The sequence below is a fragment of the Vibrio profundi genome (assembly GCF_005281835.1).
In the GTDB taxonomy this organism is placed as follows: Bacteria; Pseudomonadota; Gammaproteobacteria; order Enterobacterales; family Vibrionaceae; genus Vibrio; species Vibrio profundi.
In genome coordinates this window covers 491,333-514,220 of the sequence record NZ_RZIS01000001.1, presented here as the reverse complement: position 1 = coordinate 514,220, position 22,888 = coordinate 491,333, and the positions used below count along the sequence as shown (strand labels likewise).

Annotated in this window: 19 protein-coding genes; 4 read left to right on the top strand and 15 right to left on the bottom strand. The window is 43.6% G+C overall.

Translation table 11 applies throughout. The features are described 5' to 3' along the window. Positions 1-175: 175 nt before the first annotated feature. The 5 genes from ELZ11_RS02400 to tig form a co-directional block, all read right to left on the bottom strand. Positions 176-469, bottom strand: a complete 294-nt coding sequence (locus tag ELZ11_RS02400) for an HU family DNA-binding protein (RefSeq protein WP_257618954.1) — start codon at positions 467-469, stop codon at positions 176-178. Between the two features lie 174 nt (positions 470-643). Further along, a complete protein-coding gene (lon, locus tag ELZ11_RS02395; protein ID WP_137355770.1) occupies positions 644-2,995 on the bottom strand; it encodes an endopeptidase La in 2,352 nt (783 codons plus the stop codon). A gap of 118 nt (positions 2,996-3,113) precedes the next feature. Continuing rightward, positions 3,114-4,394 (bottom strand): ATP-dependent protease ATP-binding subunit ClpX, encoded by a 1,281-nt coding sequence (gene clpX / locus ELZ11_RS02390; RefSeq protein WP_137355769.1) that lies wholly within the window; start codon positions 4,392-4,394, stop codon positions 3,114-3,116. An 84-nt stretch (positions 4,395-4,478) separates the two neighbouring features. Further along, entirely contained in the window at positions 4,479-5,105 is a 627-nt protein-coding gene (gene clpP / locus ELZ11_RS02385) for an ATP-dependent Clp endopeptidase proteolytic subunit ClpP (RefSeq protein WP_137355768.1), read from the bottom strand. Between the two features lie 105 nt (positions 5,106-5,210). Then, positions 5,211-6,512, bottom strand: a complete 1,302-nt coding sequence (gene tig, locus ELZ11_RS02380) for a trigger factor (protein ID WP_137355767.1) — start codon at positions 6,510-6,512, stop codon at positions 5,211-5,213. A gap of 622 nt (positions 6,513-7,134) precedes the next feature. Between tig and ELZ11_RS02375 the strand changes: the two genes are divergently transcribed. Together ELZ11_RS02375 and ELZ11_RS02370 are read left to right on the top strand one after the other, a co-directional pair. Beyond that, positions 7,135-8,943, top strand: a complete 1,809-nt coding sequence (locus ELZ11_RS02375; RefSeq protein ID WP_137355766.1) for a sensor histidine kinase — start codon at positions 7,135-7,137, stop codon at positions 8,941-8,943. A gap of 9 nt (positions 8,944-8,952) precedes the next feature. After that, positions 8,953-10,296 carry a sigma-54-dependent transcriptional regulator gene (locus ELZ11_RS02370; RefSeq protein WP_137355765.1) on the top strand — a complete coding sequence of 448 codons (1,344 nt, stop codon included), beginning with the start codon at positions 8,953-8,955 and terminating at the stop codon, positions 10,294-10,296. 59 nt (positions 10,297-10,355) lie between these two features. Here the strand turns inward: ELZ11_RS02370 and ELZ11_RS02365 are convergent, their stop codons facing one another. Then, positions 10,356-10,589, bottom strand: a complete 234-nt coding sequence (locus ELZ11_RS02365; protein WP_137355764.1) for a DUF2789 family protein — start codon at positions 10,587-10,589, stop codon at positions 10,356-10,358. Positions 10,590-10,767: 178 nt separating this feature from the next. Between ELZ11_RS02365 and ELZ11_RS02360 the strand changes: the two genes are divergently transcribed. Next, complete coding sequence (locus tag ELZ11_RS02360) at positions 10,768-11,100, top strand: hypothetical protein (RefSeq protein WP_137355763.1); 333 nt, start codon at positions 10,768-10,770, stop codon at positions 11,098-11,100. 85 nt (positions 11,101-11,185) lie between these two features. On the opposite strand, the gene ELZ11_RS02355 is transcribed toward ELZ11_RS02360, so the two are convergent. The 9 genes from ELZ11_RS02355 to ELZ11_RS02315 all read right to left on the bottom strand — a co-directional run bounded on the left by ELZ11_RS02355 (position 11,186) and on the right by ELZ11_RS02315 (position 21,657). Then, a complete protein-coding gene (locus ELZ11_RS02355; RefSeq protein WP_137355762.1) occupies positions 11,186-12,547 on the bottom strand; it encodes a TRAP transporter large permease in 1,362 nt (453 codons plus the stop codon). 3 nt (positions 12,548-12,550) lie between these two features. Further along, a complete protein-coding gene (locus ELZ11_RS02350; protein ID WP_137355761.1) occupies positions 12,551-13,282 on the bottom strand; it encodes a TRAP transporter small permease in 732 nt (243 codons plus the stop codon). 99 nt (positions 13,283-13,381) lie between these two features. After that, a complete protein-coding gene (locus ELZ11_RS02345; RefSeq protein ID WP_137355760.1) occupies positions 13,382-14,377 on the bottom strand; it encodes a TRAP transporter substrate-binding protein in 996 nt (331 codons plus the stop codon). Positions 14,378-14,923: 546 nt separating this feature from the next. Then, a complete protein-coding gene (locus ELZ11_RS02340; RefSeq protein ID WP_137355759.1) occupies positions 14,924-16,036 on the bottom strand; it encodes an ABC transporter ATP-binding protein in 1,113 nt (370 codons plus the stop codon). A gap of 5 nt (positions 16,037-16,041) precedes the next feature. Continuing rightward, entirely contained in the window at positions 16,042-16,899 is an 858-nt protein-coding gene (locus tag ELZ11_RS02335) for a carbohydrate ABC transporter permease (RefSeq protein ID WP_137355758.1), read from the bottom strand. Continuing rightward, positions 16,896-17,834: a carbohydrate ABC transporter permease gene (locus ELZ11_RS02330; RefSeq protein WP_137355757.1), complete on the bottom strand. Its 939-nt coding sequence runs from the start codon at positions 17,832-17,834 to the stop codon at positions 16,896-16,898. The genes ELZ11_RS02335 and ELZ11_RS02330 overlap by 4 nt, the downstream gene beginning before the upstream one ends. A 261-nt stretch (positions 17,835-18,095) precedes the next feature. Continuing rightward, the gene (locus ELZ11_RS02325) at positions 18,096-19,343 is read right to left on the bottom strand and encodes an ABC transporter substrate-binding protein (protein WP_137355756.1); all 1,248 of its coding nucleotides are present in this window, start codon (positions 19,341-19,343) and stop codon (positions 18,096-18,098) included. 111 nt (positions 19,344-19,454) lie between these two features. Continuing rightward, the gene (locus ELZ11_RS02320; protein ID WP_137355755.1) at positions 19,455-20,903 is read right to left on the bottom strand and encodes an ATP-binding protein; all 1,449 of its coding nucleotides are present in this window, start codon (positions 20,901-20,903) and stop codon (positions 19,455-19,457) included. Between the two features lie 25 nt (positions 20,904-20,928). Next, positions 20,929-21,657, bottom strand: coding sequence for a response regulator (locus ELZ11_RS02315; RefSeq protein ID WP_137356247.1), 729 nt, complete (start codon positions 21,655-21,657; stop codon positions 20,929-20,931). Positions 21,658-21,870: 213 nt separating this feature from the next. Between ELZ11_RS02315 and ELZ11_RS02310 the strand changes: the two genes are divergently transcribed. Continuing rightward, positions 21,871-22,881, top strand: a complete 1,011-nt coding sequence (locus ELZ11_RS02310; protein ID WP_137355754.1) for an ABC transporter substrate-binding protein — start codon at positions 21,871-21,873, stop codon at positions 22,879-22,881. The last annotated feature ends 7 nt before the right edge of the window (positions 22,882-22,888 follow it).

Below are 22,888 nucleotides of genomic sequence, written 5' to 3'. Positions count from 1 at the left end.
AACTGCTCTCCGGGAATGAAGCATAAGGCTTCAAAATAAAAATCTATTCACGCGATAATATCAGAAAAAGAAATGCGCATCAGTAGGATGCGCATAAATTAAAAAAGTTCGATGTGCTTAACACATATTCCGCTTGAAAATGAAACTCAATGTTTCAAACGGTTTAGAAAGCGTCTTAGTTACAAGCGTCTTTCAGTGCTTTACCAGCTTTGAAACCTGGTACTTTAGCTTCTGCGATTTGGATTTCTTCACCAGTCTTAGGGTTACGACCTGTACGAGCTGCACGAGTGCGAACACTGAATGTACCGAAACCAACAAGAGCTACCTGGTCACCAGATTGTAGAGTAGTGCCTACAGCTTCGATGAATGCGTCAAGAGCGCGGCCAGCTGAAGCTTTAGAAATGTCTGCGTTTTCTGCGATTGATTCTACTAATTGTGTTTTATTCACTGTGTTTCCCCTTTGTGTCATCTGTAATTATTTTTTTAAGACGACTATTCGTTCCATTTTGGTTTAAAAACAGCTTCAAGCCTTGTAACAAAAGGGCTAGAAGCTTTAGTGGATTAACTTAGCGCCCAAAAAAAACGCTGACAAGCCTTTTTAGGTCTATCAGCGTTATTCTTTACTTATTTTTGCTACACATCACTATTTTTTAGCGACAAACTCAACACCAGAAGGGTCTTGTTCAAGTGCAACTTTCAATACTTCATCAATCCATTGAACTGGAATCACCTTCAAATCAGCGATTACATTATCTGGAATCTCTTCTAGATCACGTTCGTTATCTTTAGGAATCAGTACTGTTTTGATGCCGCCGCGGTGCGCTGCCAGTAGTTTCTCTTTCAAGCCACCAATTGGAAGTACTTCGCCACGAAGGGTAATTTCACCTGTCATTGCAACTTCAGCTTTCACAGGATTGCCTGTTAGGCTAGACACTAATGCTGTGCACATCGCGATGCCTGCACTTGGGCCATCTTTTGGTGTAGCACCTTCAGGCACGTGAACATGGATATCACGCTTCTCGTAGAAGTCGCTATTGATACCCAATTTTTCAGCACGAGAACGAACCACTGTCATTGCCGCCTGAATAGACTCTTGCATTACGTCGCCAAGAGAACCAGTTTGCGTCAGTTTACCTTTACCCGGCATTGACTCAGTTTCGATAGTAAGCAAGTCGCCACCCACTTGAGTCCATGCTAAGCCCGTCACTTGACCAATACGATTGCTCTCGTCAGCTTTACCAAAGTCATGACGTTGAACACCTAAGTACTCTTTTAGGTTGTCCATAGTCACTGTTACAGACTTTAGCTCTTTATCAAGCAAGATATTCTTAACTGCTTTACGGCAAATCTTCGAGATTTCACGTTCTAAGCTACGTACGCCCGCTTCACGAGTGTAGTAACGGATAATTCCGATAATCGCTGAATCTTCGATTTCAATCTCATGCGGCTTCAGACCGTTGCGCTGAACTTGTTTATCAACAAGGTGACGCTTAGCGATATTCAGCTTCTCATCTTCTGTGTAACCAGATAGACGGATTACTTCCATACGGTCTAATAGTGGCCCTGGAATATCCATTGAGTTAGACGTCGCTACGAACATAACATCGGAAAGGTCGTAATCGACTTCTAAGTAGTGATCGTTAAACGCATTGTTTTGCTCTGGGTCTAATACTTCAAGAAGCGCTGAAGATGGGTCGCCACGCATATCAGAAGACATCTTATCGATCTCATCCAATAGGAACAGTGGATTCTTAACGCCAACTTTAGACATCTTCTGGATTAATTTACCCGGAAGGGAACCGATGTAGGTACGGCGGTGACCACGAATCTCAGCTTCATCACGAACGCCACCTAGTGCCATGCGTGTGTACTTACGGCCTGTAGCAGCCGCGATAGAGCGACCTAGAGACGTTTTACCTACACCTGGAGGACCAACAAGACAAAGGATTGGACCTTTCAGCTTGTTGATACGGTTTTGAACTGCCAAGTACTCAAGGATACGTTCTTTAACACGCTCTAAACCGTAGTGATCTTCGTTTAAGATCTCTTCCGCTTTCGCTAGATTCTTCTTAACTTTTGAGCGCTTAGCCCAAGGAACGCCAACCATCCAATCGATGTAGCTACGTACTACTGTTGCCTCAGCAGACATAGGTGACATCATTTTCAGTTTTTGCAATTCTTGCTCGGTTTTTTCACGAGCTTCCTGAGGCATTTTCGATTCTTCGATCTTCTGCTTCAGAGTTTCAAATTCGTCTGGTGCATCGTCCATCTCACCGAGTTCTTTCTGAATCGCTTTCATTTGCTCATTCAGGTAGTACTCGCGCTGAGATTTTTCCATCTGCTTCTTAACGCGGCCACGGATGCGTTTTTCAACTTGTAGGATGTCAATCTCTGACTCCATTTGGCCCATTAGGAATTCAAGACGCTCAGTTACGTCAAGGATTTCTAGTACATGTTGCTTATCAACAAGTTTTAGAGGCATATGAGCAGCGATCGTATCCGCAAGGCGCGCCGCTTCATCGATACCATTCAAAGAAGTAAGTACTTCAGGTGGGATCTTTTTGTTTAGCTTAATAAAGCCTTCGAATTGATTGATCGCACTGCGAACAACCACTTCTTGTTCTTTTTCATCAAGTTCTGAGGTTACAACGTATTCGGCATCCGCAAGGAAAAATTCACTTTCTCTAAACTGGTGAATTTTTGCACGTTGCTGACCTTCTACAAGGACTTTTACCGTACCATCTGGAAGCTTTAATAACTGAAGAATGGTAGCAACGGTACCTACTTCAAATAGGTCGTCGATAGAAGGCTCATCAGTATCCGCTTCTTTTTGTGCGACTAGCAGTACTTGCTTGTTGGTTTCCATTGCCGTTTCTAGACAAGAAATCGATTTTTCACGACCAACAAACAATGGAATAACCATGTGTGGGTAAACCACTACATCACGTAGAGGCAGTACGGGGATCTCGATACGCTCGGAACGTTCCAAGTTCATATTTTTCTCTCTTCCGCTTTAACTTATAAAGCAGTATATGGGGCTTAAACGACTGGATTCAATGAAAGAATAAAAAAAAGGAGGTAATTACTTACCTCCTTTTTATTTTGAGAATGTTTTATTCAGCGCCAGCGGCTTGATTGTCTGAGTTGCTGTAAATTAATAGTGGTTCAGACTCACCATTAATTACCGACTCATCAATTACCACTTTACTTACGTCTGTTGACGATGGAAGCTCATACATGGTTTCAAGTAGCACGCCTTCAAGAATAGAACGTAGACCACGAGCACCTGTTTTACGTTCCATTGCTTTCTTAGCAATTGCACGTAATGCATCTTCACGGAACTCTAATTCGGTATCTTCTAAATCAAATAACGCACCGTACTGCTTAGTTAGGGCGTTCTTTGGTTCACAAAGAATTTGGATTAGCGCTTCTTCGTCAAGCTCAGTTAGCGTTGTTGTCACAGGTAGACGACCAATGAATTCTGGAATTAAACCATACTTCACTAAATCTTCAGGTTCTACTTGAGTGAATAGCTCACCAATCGTTTTAGTTTCGTCTTTAGAGCGCACTTCCGCACCAAAGCCAATACCCGAACCTTTTTCTACGCGCTGTTCAATCACTTTATCTAAGCCAGCAAATGCGCCACCACAGATAAATAGAATCTTAGACGTATCAACTTGAAGGAATTCTTGTTGTGGGTGCTTACGACCACCTTGTGGTGGTACAGACGCCACAGTACCTTCAACTAACTTAAGCAAAGCTTGCTGCACACCTTCACCAGATACGTCACGCGTAATTGATGGGTTTTCAGCTTTACGAGAAATCTTATCAATTTCATCGATGTAAACAATACCACGTTCAGCTTTCGCCACGTCGTAATCACATTTCTGTAGCAGTTTCTGAATGATGTTTTCTACATCTTCACCTACATAACCCGCTTCGGTTAGTGTAGTTGCATCTGCCATTGTGAATGGTACATCGAGGAAACGAGCCAATGTTTCTGCTAGTAGTGTTTTACCACTACCTGTAGGGCCGATAAGTAGAATATTACTCTTACCTAGCTCTACGCCATCGCTCGTAGTATCACCATTACGTAAACGCTTATAGTGGTTATATACCGCTACGGCTAGCACTTTTTTCGCGTAATCTTGGCCAATTACATAGTCATCAAGGTGTTCACGGATCTGGCGCGGTGTTGGTAGCGCTTCCGATTCTTTCTTAGGTAGAACATCCTTGATTTCTTCACGAATAATGTCGTTACAAAGATCGACACATTCATCACAAATGTAAACAGAAGGACCTGCGATTAATTTGCGAACTTCGTGCTGGCTTTTGCCGCAGAAAGAGCAGTAAAGCAGTTTACCACTACTACCCTCTTTGCTTTTATCTGTCATTCGCTAACCTCTTAGCCTTTACTCACTATGATTTGAGTGTATATCAATTTTAATCAGTTTGCGTTAAACAATTGCTCGCTGCAATTATTCACCGCGGTGATTAAGAACTGCATCAACTAAACCGTATTCGACTGCCTGCTCAGCAGACATAAAGTTATCACGATCCGTATCTTGCTCAACAACCTCTAGCGGTTGACCAGTGTGCTCAGCCAATAGTTTGTTTAACTTTTGTTTGATCGTTAGGATTTCTTGAGCGTGGATTTGGATATCAGAAGCCTGGCCTTGGAAACCGCCAAGTGGTTGGTGAATCATCACACGAGAGTTAGGTAAAACGTAACGTTTACCTTCAGCACCACCAGCTAGTAGGAAAGCACCCATTGAGCAAGCTTGGCCCATACATACTGTGCTCACATTTGGCTTAATGAACTGCATTGTGTCGTAAATAGACATACCCGCTGTTACGCTACCGCCTGGAGAGTTGATGTATAGGAAAATATCTTTGTCTGGATTTTCAGATTCTAGGAAAAGTAGTTGAGCCACGACAAGATTTGCCATGTGGTCTTCGACTTGACCTGTTAGGAAAATTACGCGTTCTTTTAATAGACGAGAATAAATATCGTAAGAACGTTCACCACGGGAAGTTTGTTCAACCACCATTGGAACTAGCGCGTCCATAATCGATGGCATTGTGTTTTTTTCTTGGTAGCTCATATTCTTATGTCCCTAAAATAAATGGCCCGGATGATAAAATCATACGGACCATTGTTAGCAGAATAGTTAACGCTAAGTCAACTTTTCTACGCAAGATATTGCTTATTAAGCAGGTTGTTGCTGATTCATTAGCTCGTTGAAGCTAACTTCTTTATCAGAAACCTGTGCTTTAGCAATGATTGCATCAATAGCTTGCTCTTCTAGAGCAACGTTGCGCATGTTGTTCATCATTTGCTCGTTTTGCTCGTAGTAAGCAATAACTTCTGTTGGATCTTCGTATGCAGTTGCCATCTCAGCGATGATAGCTTTAACTTTCTCGTCATCTGCAGTTAGCTCTTCAGACTTGATTACTTCACCAAGTAGTAGGCCAACAACTACGCGACGCTTAGCTTGCTCTTCGAACAGCTCACGTGGAAGTTGATCAGCAGCTTCAGTGTTGCCACCGAAACGTTGAGCAGCTTGCTGACGTAGTACACCGATCTCTTGATCGATAAGTGCAGCTGGTACGTCGATGTCGTTTTCGTTAACTAGACCGTCAAGAGCTTGCTCTTTGATGCGGTTCTTAACAGCTTGCTTAAGCTCACGTTCCATGTTCTTACGAACTTCAGCTTTAAGACCTTCAACGCCGTCAGTTGCGCCGAACTTAGCAACGAATTCTTCGTTTAGTTCAGGTAGCTCACGAGCTTCAACTTTGTTTACTTTGATTGCAAACTTAGCTGCTTTACCTTTTAGGTTCTCAGCGTGGTAATCTTCTGGGAAGTTTACGTCGATTTCGAATTCCATACCTGCTGTTTTACCAACGATACCGTCTTCAAAACCAGGAATCATGCGACCAGCACCCATTTCTAGTGGGAAGTTCTCAGCTTTACCGCCTTCGAACTCTTCACCGTCGATAGAACCAACGAAATCGATAGTTGCGCGAGAACCTTCTTCAGCTGCTGCGTCTACTTCAGTCCACGTAGCTTGTTGCTTACGTAGAGTTTCGATCATTTCAGCAACGTCTTCTTCTTTAACTTCAACTGCTGGTTTCTCAACAGTGATGTTTTCTAGACCTTTCAGTTCAACTTCTGGGTAAACTTCGAAAGATGCATTGAATACTAGATCTTTGCCTTCTTCAGTTTCTACTGGTGCGAAAGTTGGTGCGCCAGCTGGGTTGATTTTTTCTTTAACGATCGCTTCGATGAAGTGACGTTGCATAACCTCACCCATAACATCTTGACGTACTGCTTTGCCGTACATTTTAGCAACCATCTTCATTGGCACTTTGCCTTTACGGAAACCATCGAAACGACGGTTTTTCGCGATGTTGCGTAGTTCAGCTGTAACTGCATCTTCGATGTTAGCAGCAGGAACAGTAATATTAAGACGGCGCTCTAGGCCTTCTAGCGTTTCAACAGTAACTTGCATTATATAAACCTCAAAACTGGCTCAGTGAATCTGAGCATATGAGCCGTAACGTAGAGTTTGTTTAAAGAATAAACATTACCTGACGTTGTTAGCTGCATCCTTGTGTAGTGCTCTATCCGAACACTTAATTTAAAATTGAGCATTGATGTTTGAATGATCAGTTCAACCAAACACCAGACTAATCAGCGATATCTTCTTTCTTAGCCTTTTTAAGGCCATGCTTGTTGTATGCAACAAGAAAGGTATCTCCGATTAGCCTCAGGACAGAAATTTTAGACGCGACATTCTAGCGATCTGTTTAATCTCTGTCGAGCCGTTCACCTCTGCTTGATGATGAATGCTCTAAATTCTTTAGCTAAGTGATACAAAAACAATCAAATCATCGCTTAGCACATCAGAAATGGGGACAATAGCGGCTTTTTCAAGGGAATCGAGGGCTTTTTTTGCGAAATGGCCGAAAAAGAGATCTTGCTCTTGTTTTAGTCCTCATTGTCGATAATTTTTTCAACAATTGATATGACAAACACTTAACCTATTGATTAGCGTAACGCTTGATTTTCAACCTATACATAATCAATAAGATTGCGCTTTAGTATGCTCAAGATCCGACATGGAATTTAGGATGTCTTCAATCAAACGTTTGTCTTTCGTTTATCTCATCAGCTACCTTATTTTATTAGTCAGCGGTGGTAAATGGGTGTGGGAATACAGCTTCAACTCTCTGACTAGACAGCAATCCTCACAGCTAGACCGATTTTCAGGCCATATCGTCAATCAGTTGGATAAATTTGCCCATATCCCTGAACTGCTCTCGCAAGACAAAGAACTGATCAACGCATTAAAATTTGCCAATAACAGCGCCCAAATTGAGATCACAAACCGTTATTTGCAGCATGTGAATTCCGTTATTCAAGCGGCGGACACTTACCTCATTGATCAATACGGAACCACTATCGCAGCTAGTAACTGGAAAAAAGAACGCTCATTTGTGGGCCGAAACTTCGCTTTCCGCCCTTACTTTCAGGAAGCGATTATCGGGTCTGAAAGCCAATATTTCGCTCTCGGTTCTACCTCTGGTCAGCGCGGTTATTATTACTCTTATCCAATCTCCTTTGCCGCAGAAGTCATCGGCGTAGTCGTGGTCAAAATGGATTTGTCTTCGATAGAAAAGAACTGGCAAGGAAAACAAAGTTATTTTGTCGCAAGCGACCAAGATCATGTCGTGTTCATGTCTAGTAATCCCAACTGGTTGTTCAAAAGCTTGTTGCCTTTAAGCACTGAGCGTAAACAGGAAATTCTCGATAGCCGGCAATATCTTGATACTGATATTCAAAGTTTAAATTTCTCCGGCGCACTCGATACTTCTCCAACGGTTCTTACTCATCGTAACTCGATAGACAGCGATGGATTCGTCATGTCTTCTCAAAAGCTCGATACGTTACCGCTGACAATCAGAGTCCTTTCGCCAAAGCATCTCATATGGTGGGATTTAATCTCGTACGTTGTGATCTTAACGCTCGTCTTCGCCGTGATTTTTCTTTTTAGTCAGCTTTTACATCACCGTAGGCAAAAGCATAGACATATCGAACAATTACAATCTGAAGCCAAGCAAAAGCTCGAATTTTTGGTCATGGAGCGTACGTCTGAACTGCATTTAGAAATCGATCAACGAATTAAAACCGAAGAGACACTGCGCAAAACTCAGGACGACTTAATTCAAGCTGCCAAGTTAGCAGTATTAGGGCAAATGTCTGCGAGCATAAGTCATGAATTAAACAATCCACTGGCGGCAATTCGCAGCTTTTCTGAGAACGGAAAGTTATTCCTCAGCAAAGAAAAATACGACCGAGCACAGGAAAACTTTACGCGAATTTCAGCACTCACCGAGCGAATGGCAAAAATAAGCCTGCAACTAAAATCCTTTGCTAAGAAATCGTCGAGTACTGAATTAGTACAAGTGCCACTATTGCCTATTTTGCATTCTGTGAATGAACTTATCGCACCGCAAATCAAAACCAATCGGGTCAATTACCAAGTAACCAACCTTGAAGAAAAGGTAGAAGTGTCCGTTAACCCGATACAGTTAGAACAAGTGCTGATTAACCTTATCACCAACGCTATTCAAGCAATGGACGAACTCAATGATAAAACGATAGAGCTAACCGTTGAGCTATCTAATCAGCATGTATCGATACACATCGACGACAATGGAGATGGCATTTCGCCTAGCGACGCCCAAGATTTATTCGCGCCCTTTTACACGACAAAAAAAGATGGATTGGGTTTGGGGCTATCAATTTCATCTCAAATAATGAGCAGTATGAATGGAGAACTCTCAACACAACTGAGTCCTCTGGGAGGGGCGCGTTTTAGCGTTACTCTGCCTGTCATCAATAACAATAACTCTAAAGACGATACCAAACACGATTAAGGAATGTTTATGAGCCATGTTTTCTTCATAGACGATGAAACGGACTTGAGCTTGGCAATCGAGCAAAGTTTTGAACTCGCAGAAATAGATGCTCGTTTTTTCTCAAATGCTGAAGATGCCTTACTGGCACTAAAAGAAGATGACCTGCCACACGCCATCATCACTGATATTTGTTTACCTGGGCTCTCTGGGCAGAACTTGCTCTGCACAATTAAACATAAATTCCCTGACATTCCAGTCATCATGATCACTGGCCACGGCGATATTTCAATGGCGGTGAGCGCCATGCACGATGGAGCATACGACTTCATCGAAAAGCCCTTTGCGCCGGAAAGATTGATTGAAACGACTAAAAGAGCGGCTGAAAAGTATCAATTAACTCTGGAAAACCAGAAACTCAAGCGAACTTTAAAAGCCAGCCAAACTCTTGGCCCGCGGATTATTGGAGATACACCTTGTATCCAAGAGCTACGCGAAACAATCTCTCACATAGCGGACACATCAGCCGATATTTTACTGTTCGGCGAAACGGGGACAGGTAAAGAGCTGATCGCTCGCTCTTTGCATGAGCAAAGTGGCCGACGTGAACAGAACTTTGTCGCGGTCAATTGCGGCGCAGTCCCAGAAAACCTAATCGAAAGTGAACTCTACGGCCATGAAAAAGGCGCATTTACAGGAGCAGAAAGTAATCGTATTGGTAAATTTGAATACGCCCAAGGCGGGACGCTATTTTTAGATGAAATTGAATCAATGCCTATGCAAGCCCAGATCAAACTCCTGAGAGTATTGCAAGAAAGAGTCATTGAACGAGTGGGATCTAATCAGCTTCTCCCATTAGATATTCGAGTGATCGCTGCCACCAAGGTCGACTTAAAAAAAGCGGCGGCTGAGGGCATATTCAGGCAGGATTTATATTACCGACTCAACGTGGTGACTTTAGATCTTCCACCATTACGTAGCCGAAAAGAGGACATACCGGCTCTATTCCACCACTTTTTGCTGGTTGCCGCGGCGCGTTATGGCAAGGCAGCAACAGCGTTACCCACCCACGAACTGCACGCTTTACTAAGCCATGATTGGCCCGGGAACGTTCGTGAACTGCGAAATACTGCAGAGCGATTCGTCTTACTCGGAAAGCTCGCTCAACTTTCCGACGACTCACCGATATTGCAGGAAGGGTTATCATTGTCAGAACAGGTCGCGGAATTTGAGAAAAGCACTGTTGAGCAAGCGCTTGTGGAGTGTAATGGAAGTATCAAAAACACCATGGATAAACTTCAAGTCGCACGTAAAACGCTGTATGACAAAATGCAGCGCTACGGTTTAGACAAAGGCAACTATAAAGCTGACTAAACCGTGCTTTACTCTGTATCCATTCAAACTAAATACGCCACTTTCACCGCTAGAATAATCTAGTGGTGAAGCATGGCGTCCAATTGATCGACAATTTCAGCCCAATCAGCGTCTTCATCAATAGCTTGCTTGAGAAAAGCAGATTGAGCCGGGGACCAAAACTCAGCCTCGTGAATCGCTTGACCTGCAGCCATCCCATTATGTTGCTTAACAAAGTCTTCTATTTCTCCCTTCGAACTACCAAGCCCAAGTTGCTTGAATAGCTCCGGAATCGAATGTTGATGCATTTCCATGTTCTGCTCTCCAATCACCCACTCTTTCTACTGCTAACTATAGAACAAACTGACTTTCCCACAGCGAATCTGTTTCCAAACAAAACCTTTCTAGCCCTTCAAATACCTTCCACATTTCATTCACGCCGCACGGCTTAATGTTGTTTCATTGACCAAACAAGCCACTGAGGATACGCCAATGAAAAAGACACTGTTTACTATAGCGACATTAGCCACATTCGCCTGTGCCAGCGTTAATGCGGCTGAAGGGTTTGATAAATTTGCCAAGCAAGATGTGGCGCACTGCTTAGGTTGGAGTGCTGGGATAGACGCCCAATCTGATTTTGCCTCTTATATGGTAGAGCTAAGCAAAGATAGTAAAAGCACGATAATGGAAGATCCTAAAATCATGGAAGAATTTGGAGTGGCAATGGGCTATTCAGAAGCAATGGTAGAGTTTAAAGGTGAACTAGCAGCTCAACAACGATACGCAAAAGTATGCGATCCAATCAAAGCCAAATATGGAATTTAAACGTTACAACTTTCTGCCTTTTTGCCCCAACAAACATTGCGTTTGCTGGGGCTTTTTTATGTTCTATGCAGAATGCGATTTTCTACTACTTAGTAATAATCTCTGGCCCCATTAAGGTCGTCGGTAACCAAGTAGAAACCCATGGTACGTATGTCACAATCAATAAGAACAAGAACATTACACCTACCCATGGTAGCGCTGCTTTAACCACATTCATCATCGACATTTTCGCTACCCCAGCGGTCACAAAGAGATTGAGCCCGACTGGTGGTGTGATCATCCCTATCTCCATATTTACTACCATCATGATACCAAGGTGAATAGGGTCGATACCTAGCGCAATCGCAATTGGGAATACTAATGGAGCAACGATGATCAATAAGCCAGACGGCTCCATGAACTGACCGCCAATCAATAGCAGAACATTAACCACAATTAAGAAGGTAATTGGCCCAAGGCCAGCCGAAAGCATAGATTCAGTGATCATCTGAGGAATGCGTTCTTCTGTTAGAACGTGTTTTAGAATCAATGCATTAGCAATGATAAACAACAGCATGATGGTCAGCTTACCCGCATCATAAAGCGTATCTTTGGTATCTTTATGAACAAAGGTTTGCATCATTTTGACCAATACAGGCTTCTTGTTTTCTTTGTCCGCAAAAGGCCCCATATCTTTGTATATAAAGTTAGCGATAAAGAAGGCATACACCGCTGCAACAGCCGCCGCTTCGGTTGGAGTAAAGATACCACCGTAAATACCACCTAGAATGATGACAATCAGCAGCAGGCCCCAGCTTGCGTCTTTTGCTGCGGCAAACATTTCACCCCAACCAACAAACGGCTGAGCTGGAATTTTCTTAATGCGCGCAGCGATGTAGATAGCAATCATCAACATCACACCAGCTAACAACCCAGGAATAACACCGCCTAGGAACATACGCCCTACCGACACATCTGTCGCTGCTGCGTATACCACCATTACGATAGACGGCGGAATCAAGATACCCAGAGTACCCGCATTACAGATAACCCCTGCCGCAAATTCCTTTGAGTAACCGTTTTTGATCATACCTGCGATAACGATACTACCGATCGCCACTACGGTAGCCGGTGAAGAACCTGACAGCGCAGCAAACATCATACAAGCGACAACCGATGCCATCGCTAGCCCGCCACGGAACCAGCCCACCATTGCGATAGCAAAACGGATAATACGCTTTGCGACACCGCCGGTAGACATAAAGCTAGACGCCAAAATAAAGAACGGGATCGCCAGTAACGTGTAGTGACCAGCAAACGCATTAAAGAGCGTTTGAGCAACCGACGCTAAAGACGCATCTGAATGCATCAGCAAGAAAATGATGCTCGATAAACCTAAGGAAATTGCAATTGGTACACCGACCAACATAAAAGCAATCACCATTAAAAATAGAAATAACATTGCCATGATTTAGTCTTCCTTCCCTTTTGAACGACTTGCCGAGTTCGTATCTGGCTTATGAGAAATATGCTCATCAAGCGCCGCTGTGGTGTCTTCTTCTGAACCCGCTAATACGTCCGCTTTTAGTGCATCTAACTCTTCTTCGGCTTCATGACCTGCGATCATTCGATCTAACTTGCCTGTCACGATCTGATAAGCGATCTGAGTAAAACGGAAAGTAAGCAGAGCCATACCAATTGGCAGCGCCATATAAGGGATAAAGCGAGGTAATTTCTCGTAACGTTCGCCCTCATTTAGCCAGTCCGCCATGAACTGGAGCATTTCAGGCATTGGGATATCATCGGTTTCGTACCATGCTCGCTCTGTTGCAAACGGGTACCAGTAATTCCATGAACCAATCAAAAGTAAAATAGAAAATGCGAGGCAACTGGTCACAGCGATCAAAGCGTAGATTTTTCTGAGCTTCTCGGGCGCTAAATTGATGATGACATCCACACCGATATGAAAATGTTTTTTCACACCGTAAGACGCACCCACTAACACCATCCATGCAAACATGAATACCGTCAGCTCAAGTGCCCACAGAATATTGTCGTTGAACGCGTAACGAAAAATAACGTTCGCGAAAGTCAGTAGCGTCATTGCGCCTAGAAAAAATGCAATCAAGGACTCTTCAATCGCATCGGTAAACTTTCCGACTTTGGAAAATAGAGACTGTTCTTCCATTTGAGGGGTTTCCATAAATAGATCCGCTTATTGTTCTTGTTTTAGGAGTAACGGTTTAAAAATAATGATTGGAACAAGGAGTGGTGGTGAGGAGGCACCACTCCTTTAGCGGTGTTATTTATTTGAAGCTAGGGCTGCTTCAATCAGATCTGAACCGATGTCTTTTTCAAACTTCTTCCAAACCGGTTGAAGCGCAGTTACCCATGCTTGACGCTGTACTGGTGTAAGCGTACGAACTTCACCACCGGCTTCGATGATGTTGTTTTTATTCGCAAGGTTTACTTTCGAAGACTCAGCGTTACGTGTCGCAGATACTTCTTTCACGATTGTATCTAGCTGAGTACGTACGTCGTCAGGTAGCTTTTTCCAAAAGTCATTTGAAGTTACCACTAGGTAATCAAGAATGCCGTGGTTGGTTTCCGTCACACCGTCTTGAACTTCAAAGAATTTCTTACCGTAGATGTTTGACCAAGTGTTCTCTTGACCATCGATAACCTTAGTTTGCAGGCCGCCATATACTTCTTTGAATGACATTTTCTGCGGGTTTGCGCCAAGCTGCTCAAACTGAGCCACTAGTACATCTGAAGCCTGAACACGGAACTTAAGATCTTTCGCATCTTCAGGGTTAAGTAGTGGTTTGTTTGCCGACATTTGCTTCATACCGTTGTGCCAAAATGCTAGGCCTTTCAGTCCACGACGTTTCATCGCGTTTTTCAGCTTTTCGCCAGACTCTGAGTTTTGGAAACGGTCAACCGCTTCTACATCTTCAAATAGGAATGGAAGGTCAAAAATGCGGTATTTCTTAGTGAATTTTTCAAACTTAGACAGCGAAGGCGCCGCCATTTGAACATCACCATTTAAAAGGGCTTCCAGCACCTTATTGTCATCGTAAAGGGTTGAGTTAGGGAAAACTTGCATACAAGCTTTACCATTCATTTCAGTGTTTACTCGCTCTTCTAGCAAAGAAGCCGCGATGCCTTTCGGGTGCTTATCGGTATTGGTTACGTGGCTGAACTTAATCACGATTTCACCTGGATCACAGTTAGCAGCAGCGTTAAAACTGGTGAGTGCCAGAGCAGATACAGACAGCAGGGTAAGAGGCTTAAACATTATTATTCTCCTTAGTAAACAAACAGCCCATCAATGGGAACTGCGTAGTTTCTATAGAGCAACTAGCGAGCCAACTTTATAAAACAAATAAAAACATTAAATAACAACAGCTTAATGTGAAATTGATTTAGTGGCGTTAGAAAAGCGAATAATAATGGGTGGGAAATGACACATAGTTATTTAACGAATGAGTAACATCTCACTCATTTTATAAACGTATGTTCAAACTGGGGATAAACAGAAGGAGAATGATACATAGGAAGGAGGATTATGCATCATTCCCCTACTCAGTTGTTTCAGTATGTCAAAGCCTATGTATGAGTAAGCTGCCAGTTAATTGGGGAATGTATTTGGCAACTCCTAGGCTGTGAATTAAGTATAGCTACTCTCGATAACGCATATCTTGCGAAAAGGAGTTTTAACAGGAAATTGACAATTCGATTCATCAATTTCAAAACAACAAAGCCTACACCCTAAGTAAATAAAGGCGTAGGCTTATTATATTATTGATTCAGCTTAAACGATTGATTCGTCTAAGCTGAAACGTTAAAAGTCGATTCTAGCTTCCGTCTGCGCGTCGAAGAATACGGCTTTTGATAAGTCAAAATGCAGCGGTGCCATTTGCCCAACTGTCGCTTCAAACTCAGGAGACAAACGACACGCGACTTCTTGGTCGTTCACTTTAACCATTGCAATGGTATCTGGCCCTGTCGGTTCGAGTACTTCTAGCTTAAGATCCAACAATGTCGATGCCGAAGTATCTTCACTTTGTTGCTCACTGATATGTTCCGGCCTTAGGCCAATCACCACTTCTTTACCATCTTGCTCACGCATACTTTTTGGTAAACGAATATGGTGTTCTTGTTCTTCCGTTCCTGTCACTTTAATGATCGGGTTCTGCTCTTCATCCAAATCGACCATGGTTTTAATAAAATTCATCGACGGTGACCCCATAAAACCCGCAACAAACATGTTATTAGGTTTAGTGTAAATCTCTTGCGGTGTCCCTAGCTGTTGCAGTTCTCCATCCTTCATAACCGCAATACGATCGGCCAACGTCATCGCCTCAATTTGATCGTGCGTCACATACACTATGGTGGTGTTCAGTTGTTGATGTAAGCGCTTGATCTGATGACGCATTTCGACACGTAACTTCGCATCTAGGTTTGAAAGTGGTTCATCAAATAGGTAAAGCTTCGGGCGACGAGCCAAAGCACGCCCCATCGCTACACGCTGCCTCTGACCACCAGAAAGCTGAGACGGTTTACGATCCAACAAGTGATCAATTTGCAGCATCTCGGCAACGCGGTTCACTTCAGCGTCAATCTCTTGTGGTGGCATCTTGCGAATCTTCAAACCAAAAGCGATATTGCCACGTACTGTCATGTTCGGATACAGCGCATAAGACTGAAACACCATCGCGATGTCGCGGTCTTTAGGCTCAACCTGAGCCACATCCACACCGTCAATCACAATTTCACCCGAGCTAATATTTTCCAAGCCAGCGATGGTATTCATTAACGTCGATTTACCGCAGCCTGAAGGGCCAACCAAAATTAGAAACTCGCCAGAGTCGATACTGATATCAATGCCTTTCAAGGTTTCATTGTCCGCGTTACGGTAGGTTTTACGGATCTGTTTTAAATCTAATGTTGCCATGGTAATTATCCTTTTACTGATCCTGCCGTTAGGCCACGAACAAAGTATTTTCCTGCGAAAACGTATACGAGAAGTGTCGGCAGTGCTGCGATAATCGCGGCTGCCATGTCGACGTTGTATTCTTTAACACCAGTACTGGTGTTGACGAGGTTATTCAGCGCCACTGTAATTGGTTGGGTATCAGAGCCCGAATACACCACTCCAAATAAGAAATCATTCCAAATAGCGGTGAACTGCCAGATCACCGTCACCATGATGATAGGCGTAGAAATAGGCAGTAAGATCTTGAAGAAGATCGTAAAGAACCCAGCTCCGTCTAGCTTCGCAGCCTTAACCAATTCATCAGGAATTGAGATATAAAAGTTACGGAAGAACAGCGTAGTAAACGCCATGCCGTAGATAACGTGAACAATGATTAAACCAAGCGTAGTATTCGCTAACCCCATTTTTCCAAGCATAGTCGCCATCGGCAGTAGAACAACTTGGAAAGGAATAAAGCAGCCAAATAGCAATAAGCTGAAGAACAAGTTAGAGCCGCGGAATTGCCATTTCGTCACCACATATCCGTTAAACGCGCCCAGCAATGTTGAAATCGCTACCGCTGGAATCACCATTTGGAACGAGTTCCAGAAGTAACCTTTCACACCTTCACATTTCACACCGGTACAAGCGCTGTCCCACGCTTTGTACCAAGCATCAAATACCCACTCCTTTGGCAAACTCATAAGGTTGCCGGCTTTGATATCTGGCAGAGTTTTAAAAGAAGTGATCGCCATGACAAACAATGGCATTAAGTAAACTAGACAGAAGAAAATCAGAACTGAATAGATAAATAGTCGAGCAAAATTCACGTTATTCATCATGATTTCTTCTCCCTAAGTTCAGAGTAAAGATACGGCACTAAAATCGCTAAGATCCCCGCTAACATCATCATGGCACTGGCAGCGCCTAGCCCTATCTGGCCACGCGTAAATGAGTGCGCATACATAAACAAAGCAGGTAAATCAGACGAATAACCCGGGCCACCAGCTGTCATTGCGGTGACAAGGTCAAAGCTCTTAATCGCAATGTGCGAAGTAATGATCACGGCACTAAATACGACCGGACGTAAGCAAGGCAAAATGATTTTAAAATAAATGGTCGGCAGGCTTGCTCCATCGATTTGAGCGGCTTTGATGATTGAAGAATCGATGCCACGCAGGCCAGCAAGGAACATCGCCATAACAAACCCTGAAGACTGCCATACCGCAGCGATGACTAAGGTGTAGACCGATAATTCTGAATCGACTAGCCAATCAAATTTAAAGTCCGTGAAGCCCCAATCATGCATGAGTTTTTCAATGCCTAACCCAGGGTTCAATATCCACTTCCACGCCGTACCAGTGACAATGAACGACAGCGCCATTGGATACAGATAAATGGTACGAATCGCTCCTTCTTGACGAATATTTTGATCAAGCAGAACGGCCAGCCCTACTCCAAGCAAAATCGCTATCGCCATGAATAACACCCCAAACAAACCTAAGTTGGTGATGGAAGTGATCCAGCGGTCGTTTTCCATCAACTTTTCATATTGAGCAAAGCCCACAAAGTTGAAACTTGGCAGAAAACGGGAGTTAGTCATTGAAAGTGCAGCTGTCCAAAAAATATAACCGTAAATACACACCACGGTGACCAAAGCGGTCGGCGCTAATACGATCTTCGGAAGCCAGTTTTGTAGCTTATCGGCAAAACTCGGCTTTGGTGCCGCCTTATTGTTTGCTGAATTGCCCTTTGAGCGAGTTAAAGCATGCTCCATAACAAGTCCTTGTAACGCAATCTCATCTCTATCAAATCTCCTTGCCATAACCAGAGGGCGATTTAATAGAACATCTCACATCTTTTAAATATGCCTTTTACTTCAGCTCCATCGAGGTATCTGAAGTAAACGTCATAAAGAAGGTAAAGGGCAGATAGGCTCCCCACGAGCCTACCCACCCTGGGGGTTAAGGCTCAGTTAACAAACCCTCATCGTTTGAGCAATGGGCTTGTTAACTGGCAGGTAGAACGTAGAGCCCGATTAGATTGCTGCTTTTACCGCTTTCGCTAGTTTTGCAGCTGCTTGTTGAGGATCCGCATTCTTCTCGTTGAAGAAGTTGGTCACGACATCGTAGATAGCGCCTTGAGCGTAGCTAGTCGTCGCTAGGCCGTGAGCCATGCTCGGGACGAGATCACCGGTATCAGCACTTGCTTTGAACGTCGCCATAGAATCTAAGGCACACTGGTCAAACTTAGACATATCCATATCTAAGCGAACAGGGATAGAACCTTTATTTAGGTTGAATACTTCTTGGAAGTCTTTGGTCAAAATGGTTTGAGCCAGATCTTGCTGCGCTTTCTGATTCGATGAGCCATTTAGCTCAAAGAACGCAAAGCTATCGATGTTGAATGTGAATTGTCCATTGGTACCCGGCGCAGGTGCACAGATGTAGTCTTTACCCGGCACTTTGCCAGCTGCGGTAAATTCACCTTTCGCCCAGTCACCCATAATTTGCATGGCAGCTTCGCCGTTGATCACCATAGATGTTGCAACGTTCCAGTCACGGCCTGGAGAGTTACTGTCGATGTAATCACGCATCTTCTTGAACTTAGTGAACACTTCTACCATCTTGTCGCCAGACAGTACGCTCATGTCCAATTCAACAAACGCTTTGTTGTAATCTTCGCTACCAAGTACATCAAGTGCCACTGCTTCAAATACAGTCGCGTCTTGCCAAGGTTGACCACCGTGCGCTAGTGGAACGTAGCCTGCTGCTTTAATTTTATCAGCCGCAACAAAAAATTCGTCTAAAGTGGTTGGTACCGTTACGCCTGATTTTTTCAATACTTCTGGGTTCGCCCATAGCCAGTTAACACGGTGAACGTTGACCGGAACCGCTACGTACTCGTCATCCCACTTCATCACTTTAGTCACAACCGATGGCAGGATCTGATCCCAGTTTTCTTTTTTCGCTGTTGAATCTAATGATGTTAAGAAACCAAGCCCACCCCACTCTTGAATATCATGACCTTTAATCTGAGCAGCTGATGGTGGATTACCTGATACCGCGCGAGTTTTCAGTACTGTCATAGCACTTTCACCGCCGCCGCCAGCAACCGCAAAATCTTTCCAAGAGTGACCTTGGTCTTCTAACATACCTTTCAGTACTGAGGCCGATTTCGCTTCGCCACCAGCCGTCCACCAGTGAAGTACTTCAACTTCACCAGCATGAGCAATTGAGGCAGCAGAAAGTAGAGATAGGGTAAGTAGGGTTTTCTTAATATTCATTATTATCTTCCATGTCTAGCGGACCTTTTCGTCCGGTTCACTAGAGAGTCTACTTACTCTAATTTATAAGATTGAAACAAAAGGTAAGCACAATGTAACACGCTTGTTACATTACACTTCAAGCCCAGTAGGAATATAGACTCGCGCTTCTAAACCACCTTGCGGTAGATTGCGAATAATGAGATCTCCACCATGTCCGTGCAGAATATTCCGGCAGATCCCGAGCCCTAAACCATGGCCTTGGTCGTCATTGGCAATTCGATAATAAGGTTCAAATACCCACTCCAACTTATCTTCTGGAATGCCATCGCCTCGGTCAATAATGCTTACTTCCACCCATTCTTGCCCCATCACTAACGTCACATCGGCGCTGTGTCCGTATTTCACAGCATTATCAATGAGGTTAGTAAGGACTCGCTTAATTGCTAAAGGCTTAGCGATAATCGGATCGCCTAAATCAGGGATAAAGCCAACTTTATGCTCTGCTTGATTGTGGGATTCAATCACAGACAAAATCATGTCATTAAGATCGATGTAGGCATTGTTTTCATGAAGGTCAGTATCGCGAACACATTGCAGTGCACCTTTAACCATCATTTCCAATTCATCGAGATCTTTATTGAATTTGCCACGTTTCGTATCGCTTTCTAGTAATTCAGCTCGTAGCCTTAAACGGGTAATGGGTGTTTTCAAATCGTGTGAAATAGCGGAGAACAGATGTTCTCGGTCCGACACATACCGACGTATCCGTTGCTGCATTCGGTTAAATGCCCGTGTCGCCGTGACCAACTCACTGGCCCCTTCTTCGGTCAACGCTGGCTGCTGGATATCCATGCTCATTTCATTGGCGGCTTTCGCTAAACTTTTTAGCGGCCTGACTTGGCGGCGAATCATTAAGTAAGTAAGTAATAACAGTATCGACGTTGAAAAGAATAAGAATAGGATTTGCTCACGACCAAGAATCGTATCATCCAACTTCACATAAGGCGCTGGCAACAAAGCCGCAATGTACACCCATTCATGGGTCGCCAACTGAATTTGCACCACCAATATTGGCGGATTTATTGGCTCTAACGTAAGGGTATGGTGTGCCCAAGATTTAGGTAAGTCACTTAAGTAGATATCATTTTTGAGCAGTCTTAAGTGCTCTGGTCGAGAGAAATCGACGGAAATAGATTCCACTTTATTGAGCTTATCATGCAACACCTGCCGCACCGCTTCGACCGAAGCACGTTTTAATCGCGTATCAGGTATGGGTTCAACAATTAAAGGCTCTTTATTGAACGACACAAAAAAGCGTGTCCCGCCCATATTACGAATTTGGTCTAAAACAATATGACGATATTTGACTGGTAAGGACTGAAAAAAAGTCACGGTCGAGGCAAACATATTTGCCATGCTCGATGAAGCGGAGCGAATACCTTCCAGCTCCTTGTTCTTTGATTCTGTATACCAAATGGCGGTTGCGATCCCTTGCGCTATCACTACCGCCAGTAGCGTCAACAATAGAGTACGAGCGACCAATGAATTTGGCTTGAGCCACTTGAATACTTTGTTCATGCTATTACCTGACTCAAGGTTTCATTTAATGTTCATAGCTCACAGGAACCGCCAATATATAGCCGTTCCCACGCATGGTTTTAATGTACTGTGGGTATTTACCGCTATCCCCTAAACGCTGCCTTAGCCGGCTAAGCTGCACATCAATACCGCGCTCGAACGGCAAGGCTTCTCGTCCACGCGTTGCAAACGAAATCGTGTCTCTATCTAGCACTTCATTGGGGCGGTTAAGAAATAGCATTAGCAAGGAAAAGTCGCTGCCGGATAAATCAAAATCTTGATCAGTTTCTTGATGAGTTAGGCGGTGGGCCAAAGTATCTAAACGCCAATCACCAAATAAGATATGTTTCGGTAACGCATCGCTCGGTTTCTCTTCGACAACATGCACTCGCCTTAACAGGGCCTTAATACGTGCCATTAGCTGACGCGGGCTAAAAGGTTTGGCGATGTAGTCATCCGCACCAATTTCTAGGCCGATGATTTGATCGGTTTCATCTGATACTGCGGTCAACATAATAATCGGCACATTGGAATGCTTGCGCACCTTTTGACACAAGGTAAAACCGTCTTCACCAGGTAACATCACATCCAATAGAATAAGATCAGGGTAACCATCGGTCTCGATATGCTTTTCTAGTGCGATACCGTCTTCTACCGAAGAAACCTTAAAGCCAGATTTGCTGAGGTATTCCTCTAACAGCTCGCGGATCTCTTGGTCATCATCAACCACTAAAATGTGAGTACTACCTTGCATCTTCCATTCACCCATTACGTCTTCTGCTCACATACTAAAGCTTAATTGAACATATCCGTTATTGATGAGTTTATTAAATTTGATAGCAAGACAAATAATGATCACAAAAAACTAACACTTAGCTACACTAGATATAGAGCTCATTGATGAGCCACTAATTTGATATGTCTACGAAATACATACTTTTATTCGTTTACTTAGCTAGGGTTACATATGGATATCAATCTTCAGCTTACCAAGTTCGCTTCTTGGCAAGAGCGCATCAAGCCTATTTTCACATCTCTCATTCTTGTCCTGACTTCTCTTTTCTCATTTTCTACTGTGGCGAGTGACAAATCCCCCTACAAGATTGGACTTGCACTATGGACGGGATATCCAACGAGCTTAGAAGGCTTCAAAGATGGATTAAAAGCAGGTGGCGTCGATATAAACAAAGACGTCATTTTTGTCGAAGGAGAGATTTCAAGCGATAAAGACAAACAACGAGCAGCGGCTGAACAATTTAAAAGTGAGAACGTAGATTTGGTCTATTCGCTGACAACGCCAGGTACCGTCATCGTAAAAGAAACTCTGCCAAATACCACGCCAATTGTATTTTCAATTGTCACCTACCCTGCCGACTCTGGGCTAATCGAGTCCTTCGAATATTCGGGAAACAACTTAGTCGGAACCAGTAATTACATTCCACTTGAACATTACGTTTCGTTAATTCAAGAACTGGTCCCTAACACTAAAACGGCGGCTATTTTTCACCGTAAAGGAGAACCAAACTCGAACATTCAAGCGAGTAACCTCATTCGCCTATTGAGGCGCCAAGGTATTCAAGTAACCGATGTGACCGCGACCAGTGTGGAAGACTTAACCAAACAAGCGACCGCTCTCAAAGGCAAAGTCGATTTGTTTATCACCACTACAGACACCCTACTGCAAACTGGCGGTGAGCGAGCCCTAATTGAAGTGTCTAACCAATTATCGATCCCGATTTTAAGTTCTAACAAACTCGGGATTCAGCAAGGTTCCACTTTTGGCCCAGTCGCCGATTTCTACACGCTAGGAAAAATGTCTGGTCAACGCGCTGCACAGATTCTACTTGAAGATATCGAGCCTAGATTTTTAGAGTCTGCATTACAGCCTCAACCTATCTTTTTAATCAATAAAAAGAGCGCCAATCAACTGAATATTTCAGTCACTGGAAACCAAGACAGCTACCAATGGTATGAGTAAGCCCAAT

Excerpts from the sequence above, each read along its gene's own strand:
- ELZ11_RS02360 (WP_137355763.1), top strand. The coding sequence starts at position 10,768 with ATGAAAAAGACACTGTTTACTATAGCGACATTAGCCACATTCGCCTGT.
- ELZ11_RS02355 (WP_137355762.1), bottom strand. The coding sequence starts at position 12,547 with ATGGCAATGTTATTTCTATTTTTAATGGTGATTGCTTTTATGTTGGTC.
- ELZ11_RS02345 (WP_137355760.1), bottom strand. The coding sequence starts at position 14,377 with ATGTTTAAGCCTCTTACCCTGCTGTCTGTATCTGCTCTGGCACTCACC.
- ELZ11_RS02400 (WP_257618954.1), bottom strand. The coding sequence starts at position 469 with ATGACACAAAGGGGAAACACAGTGAATAAAACACAATTAGTAGAATCA.
- ELZ11_RS02310 (WP_137355754.1), top strand. The coding sequence starts at position 21,871 with ATGGATATCAATCTTCAGCTTACCAAGTTCGCTTCTTGGCAAGAGCGC.
- ELZ11_RS02340 (WP_137355759.1), bottom strand. The coding sequence starts at position 16,036 with ATGGCAACATTAGATTTAAAACAGATCCGTAAAACCTACCGTAACGCG.
- clpX (WP_137355769.1), bottom strand. The coding sequence starts at position 4,394 with ATGACAGATAAAAGCAAAGAGGGTAGTAGTGGTAAACTGCTTTACTGC.
- ELZ11_RS02315 (WP_137356247.1), bottom strand. The coding sequence starts at position 21,657 with ATGCAAGGTAGTACTCACATTTTAGTGGTTGATGATGACCAAGAGATC.
- lon (WP_137355770.1), bottom strand. The coding sequence starts at position 2,995 with ATGAACTTGGAACGTTCCGAGCGTATCGAGATCCCCGTACTGCCTCTA.
- ELZ11_RS02320 (WP_137355755.1), bottom strand. The coding sequence starts at position 20,903 with ATGAACAAAGTATTCAAGTGGCTCAAGCCAAATTCATTGGTCGCTCGT.
- ELZ11_RS02370 (WP_137355765.1), top strand. The coding sequence starts at position 8,953 with ATGAGCCATGTTTTCTTCATAGACGATGAAACGGACTTGAGCTTGGCA.
- clpP (WP_137355768.1), bottom strand. The coding sequence starts at position 5,105 with ATGAGCTACCAAGAAAAAAACACAATGCCATCGATTATGGACGCGCTA.
- ELZ11_RS02330 (WP_137355757.1), bottom strand. The coding sequence starts at position 17,834 with ATGGAGCATGCTTTAACTCGCTCAAAGGGCAATTCAGCAAACAATAAG.
- ELZ11_RS02365 (WP_137355764.1), bottom strand. The coding sequence starts at position 10,589 with ATGGAAATGCATCAACATTCGATTCCGGAGCTATTCAAGCAACTTGGG.
- ELZ11_RS02375 (WP_137355766.1), top strand. The coding sequence starts at position 7,135 with ATGTCTTCAATCAAACGTTTGTCTTTCGTTTATCTCATCAGCTACCTT.
- ELZ11_RS02335 (WP_137355758.1), bottom strand. The coding sequence starts at position 16,899 with ATGATGAATAACGTGAATTTTGCTCGACTATTTATCTATTCAGTTCTG.
- ELZ11_RS02350 (WP_137355761.1), bottom strand. The coding sequence starts at position 13,282 with ATGGAAACCCCTCAAATGGAAGAACAGTCTCTATTTTCCAAAGTCGGA.
- tig (WP_137355767.1), bottom strand. The coding sequence starts at position 6,512 with ATGCAAGTTACTGTTGAAACGCTAGAAGGCCTAGAGCGCCGTCTTAAT.
- ELZ11_RS02325 (WP_137355756.1), bottom strand. The coding sequence starts at position 19,343 with ATGAATATTAAGAAAACCCTACTTACCCTATCTCTACTTTCTGCTGCC.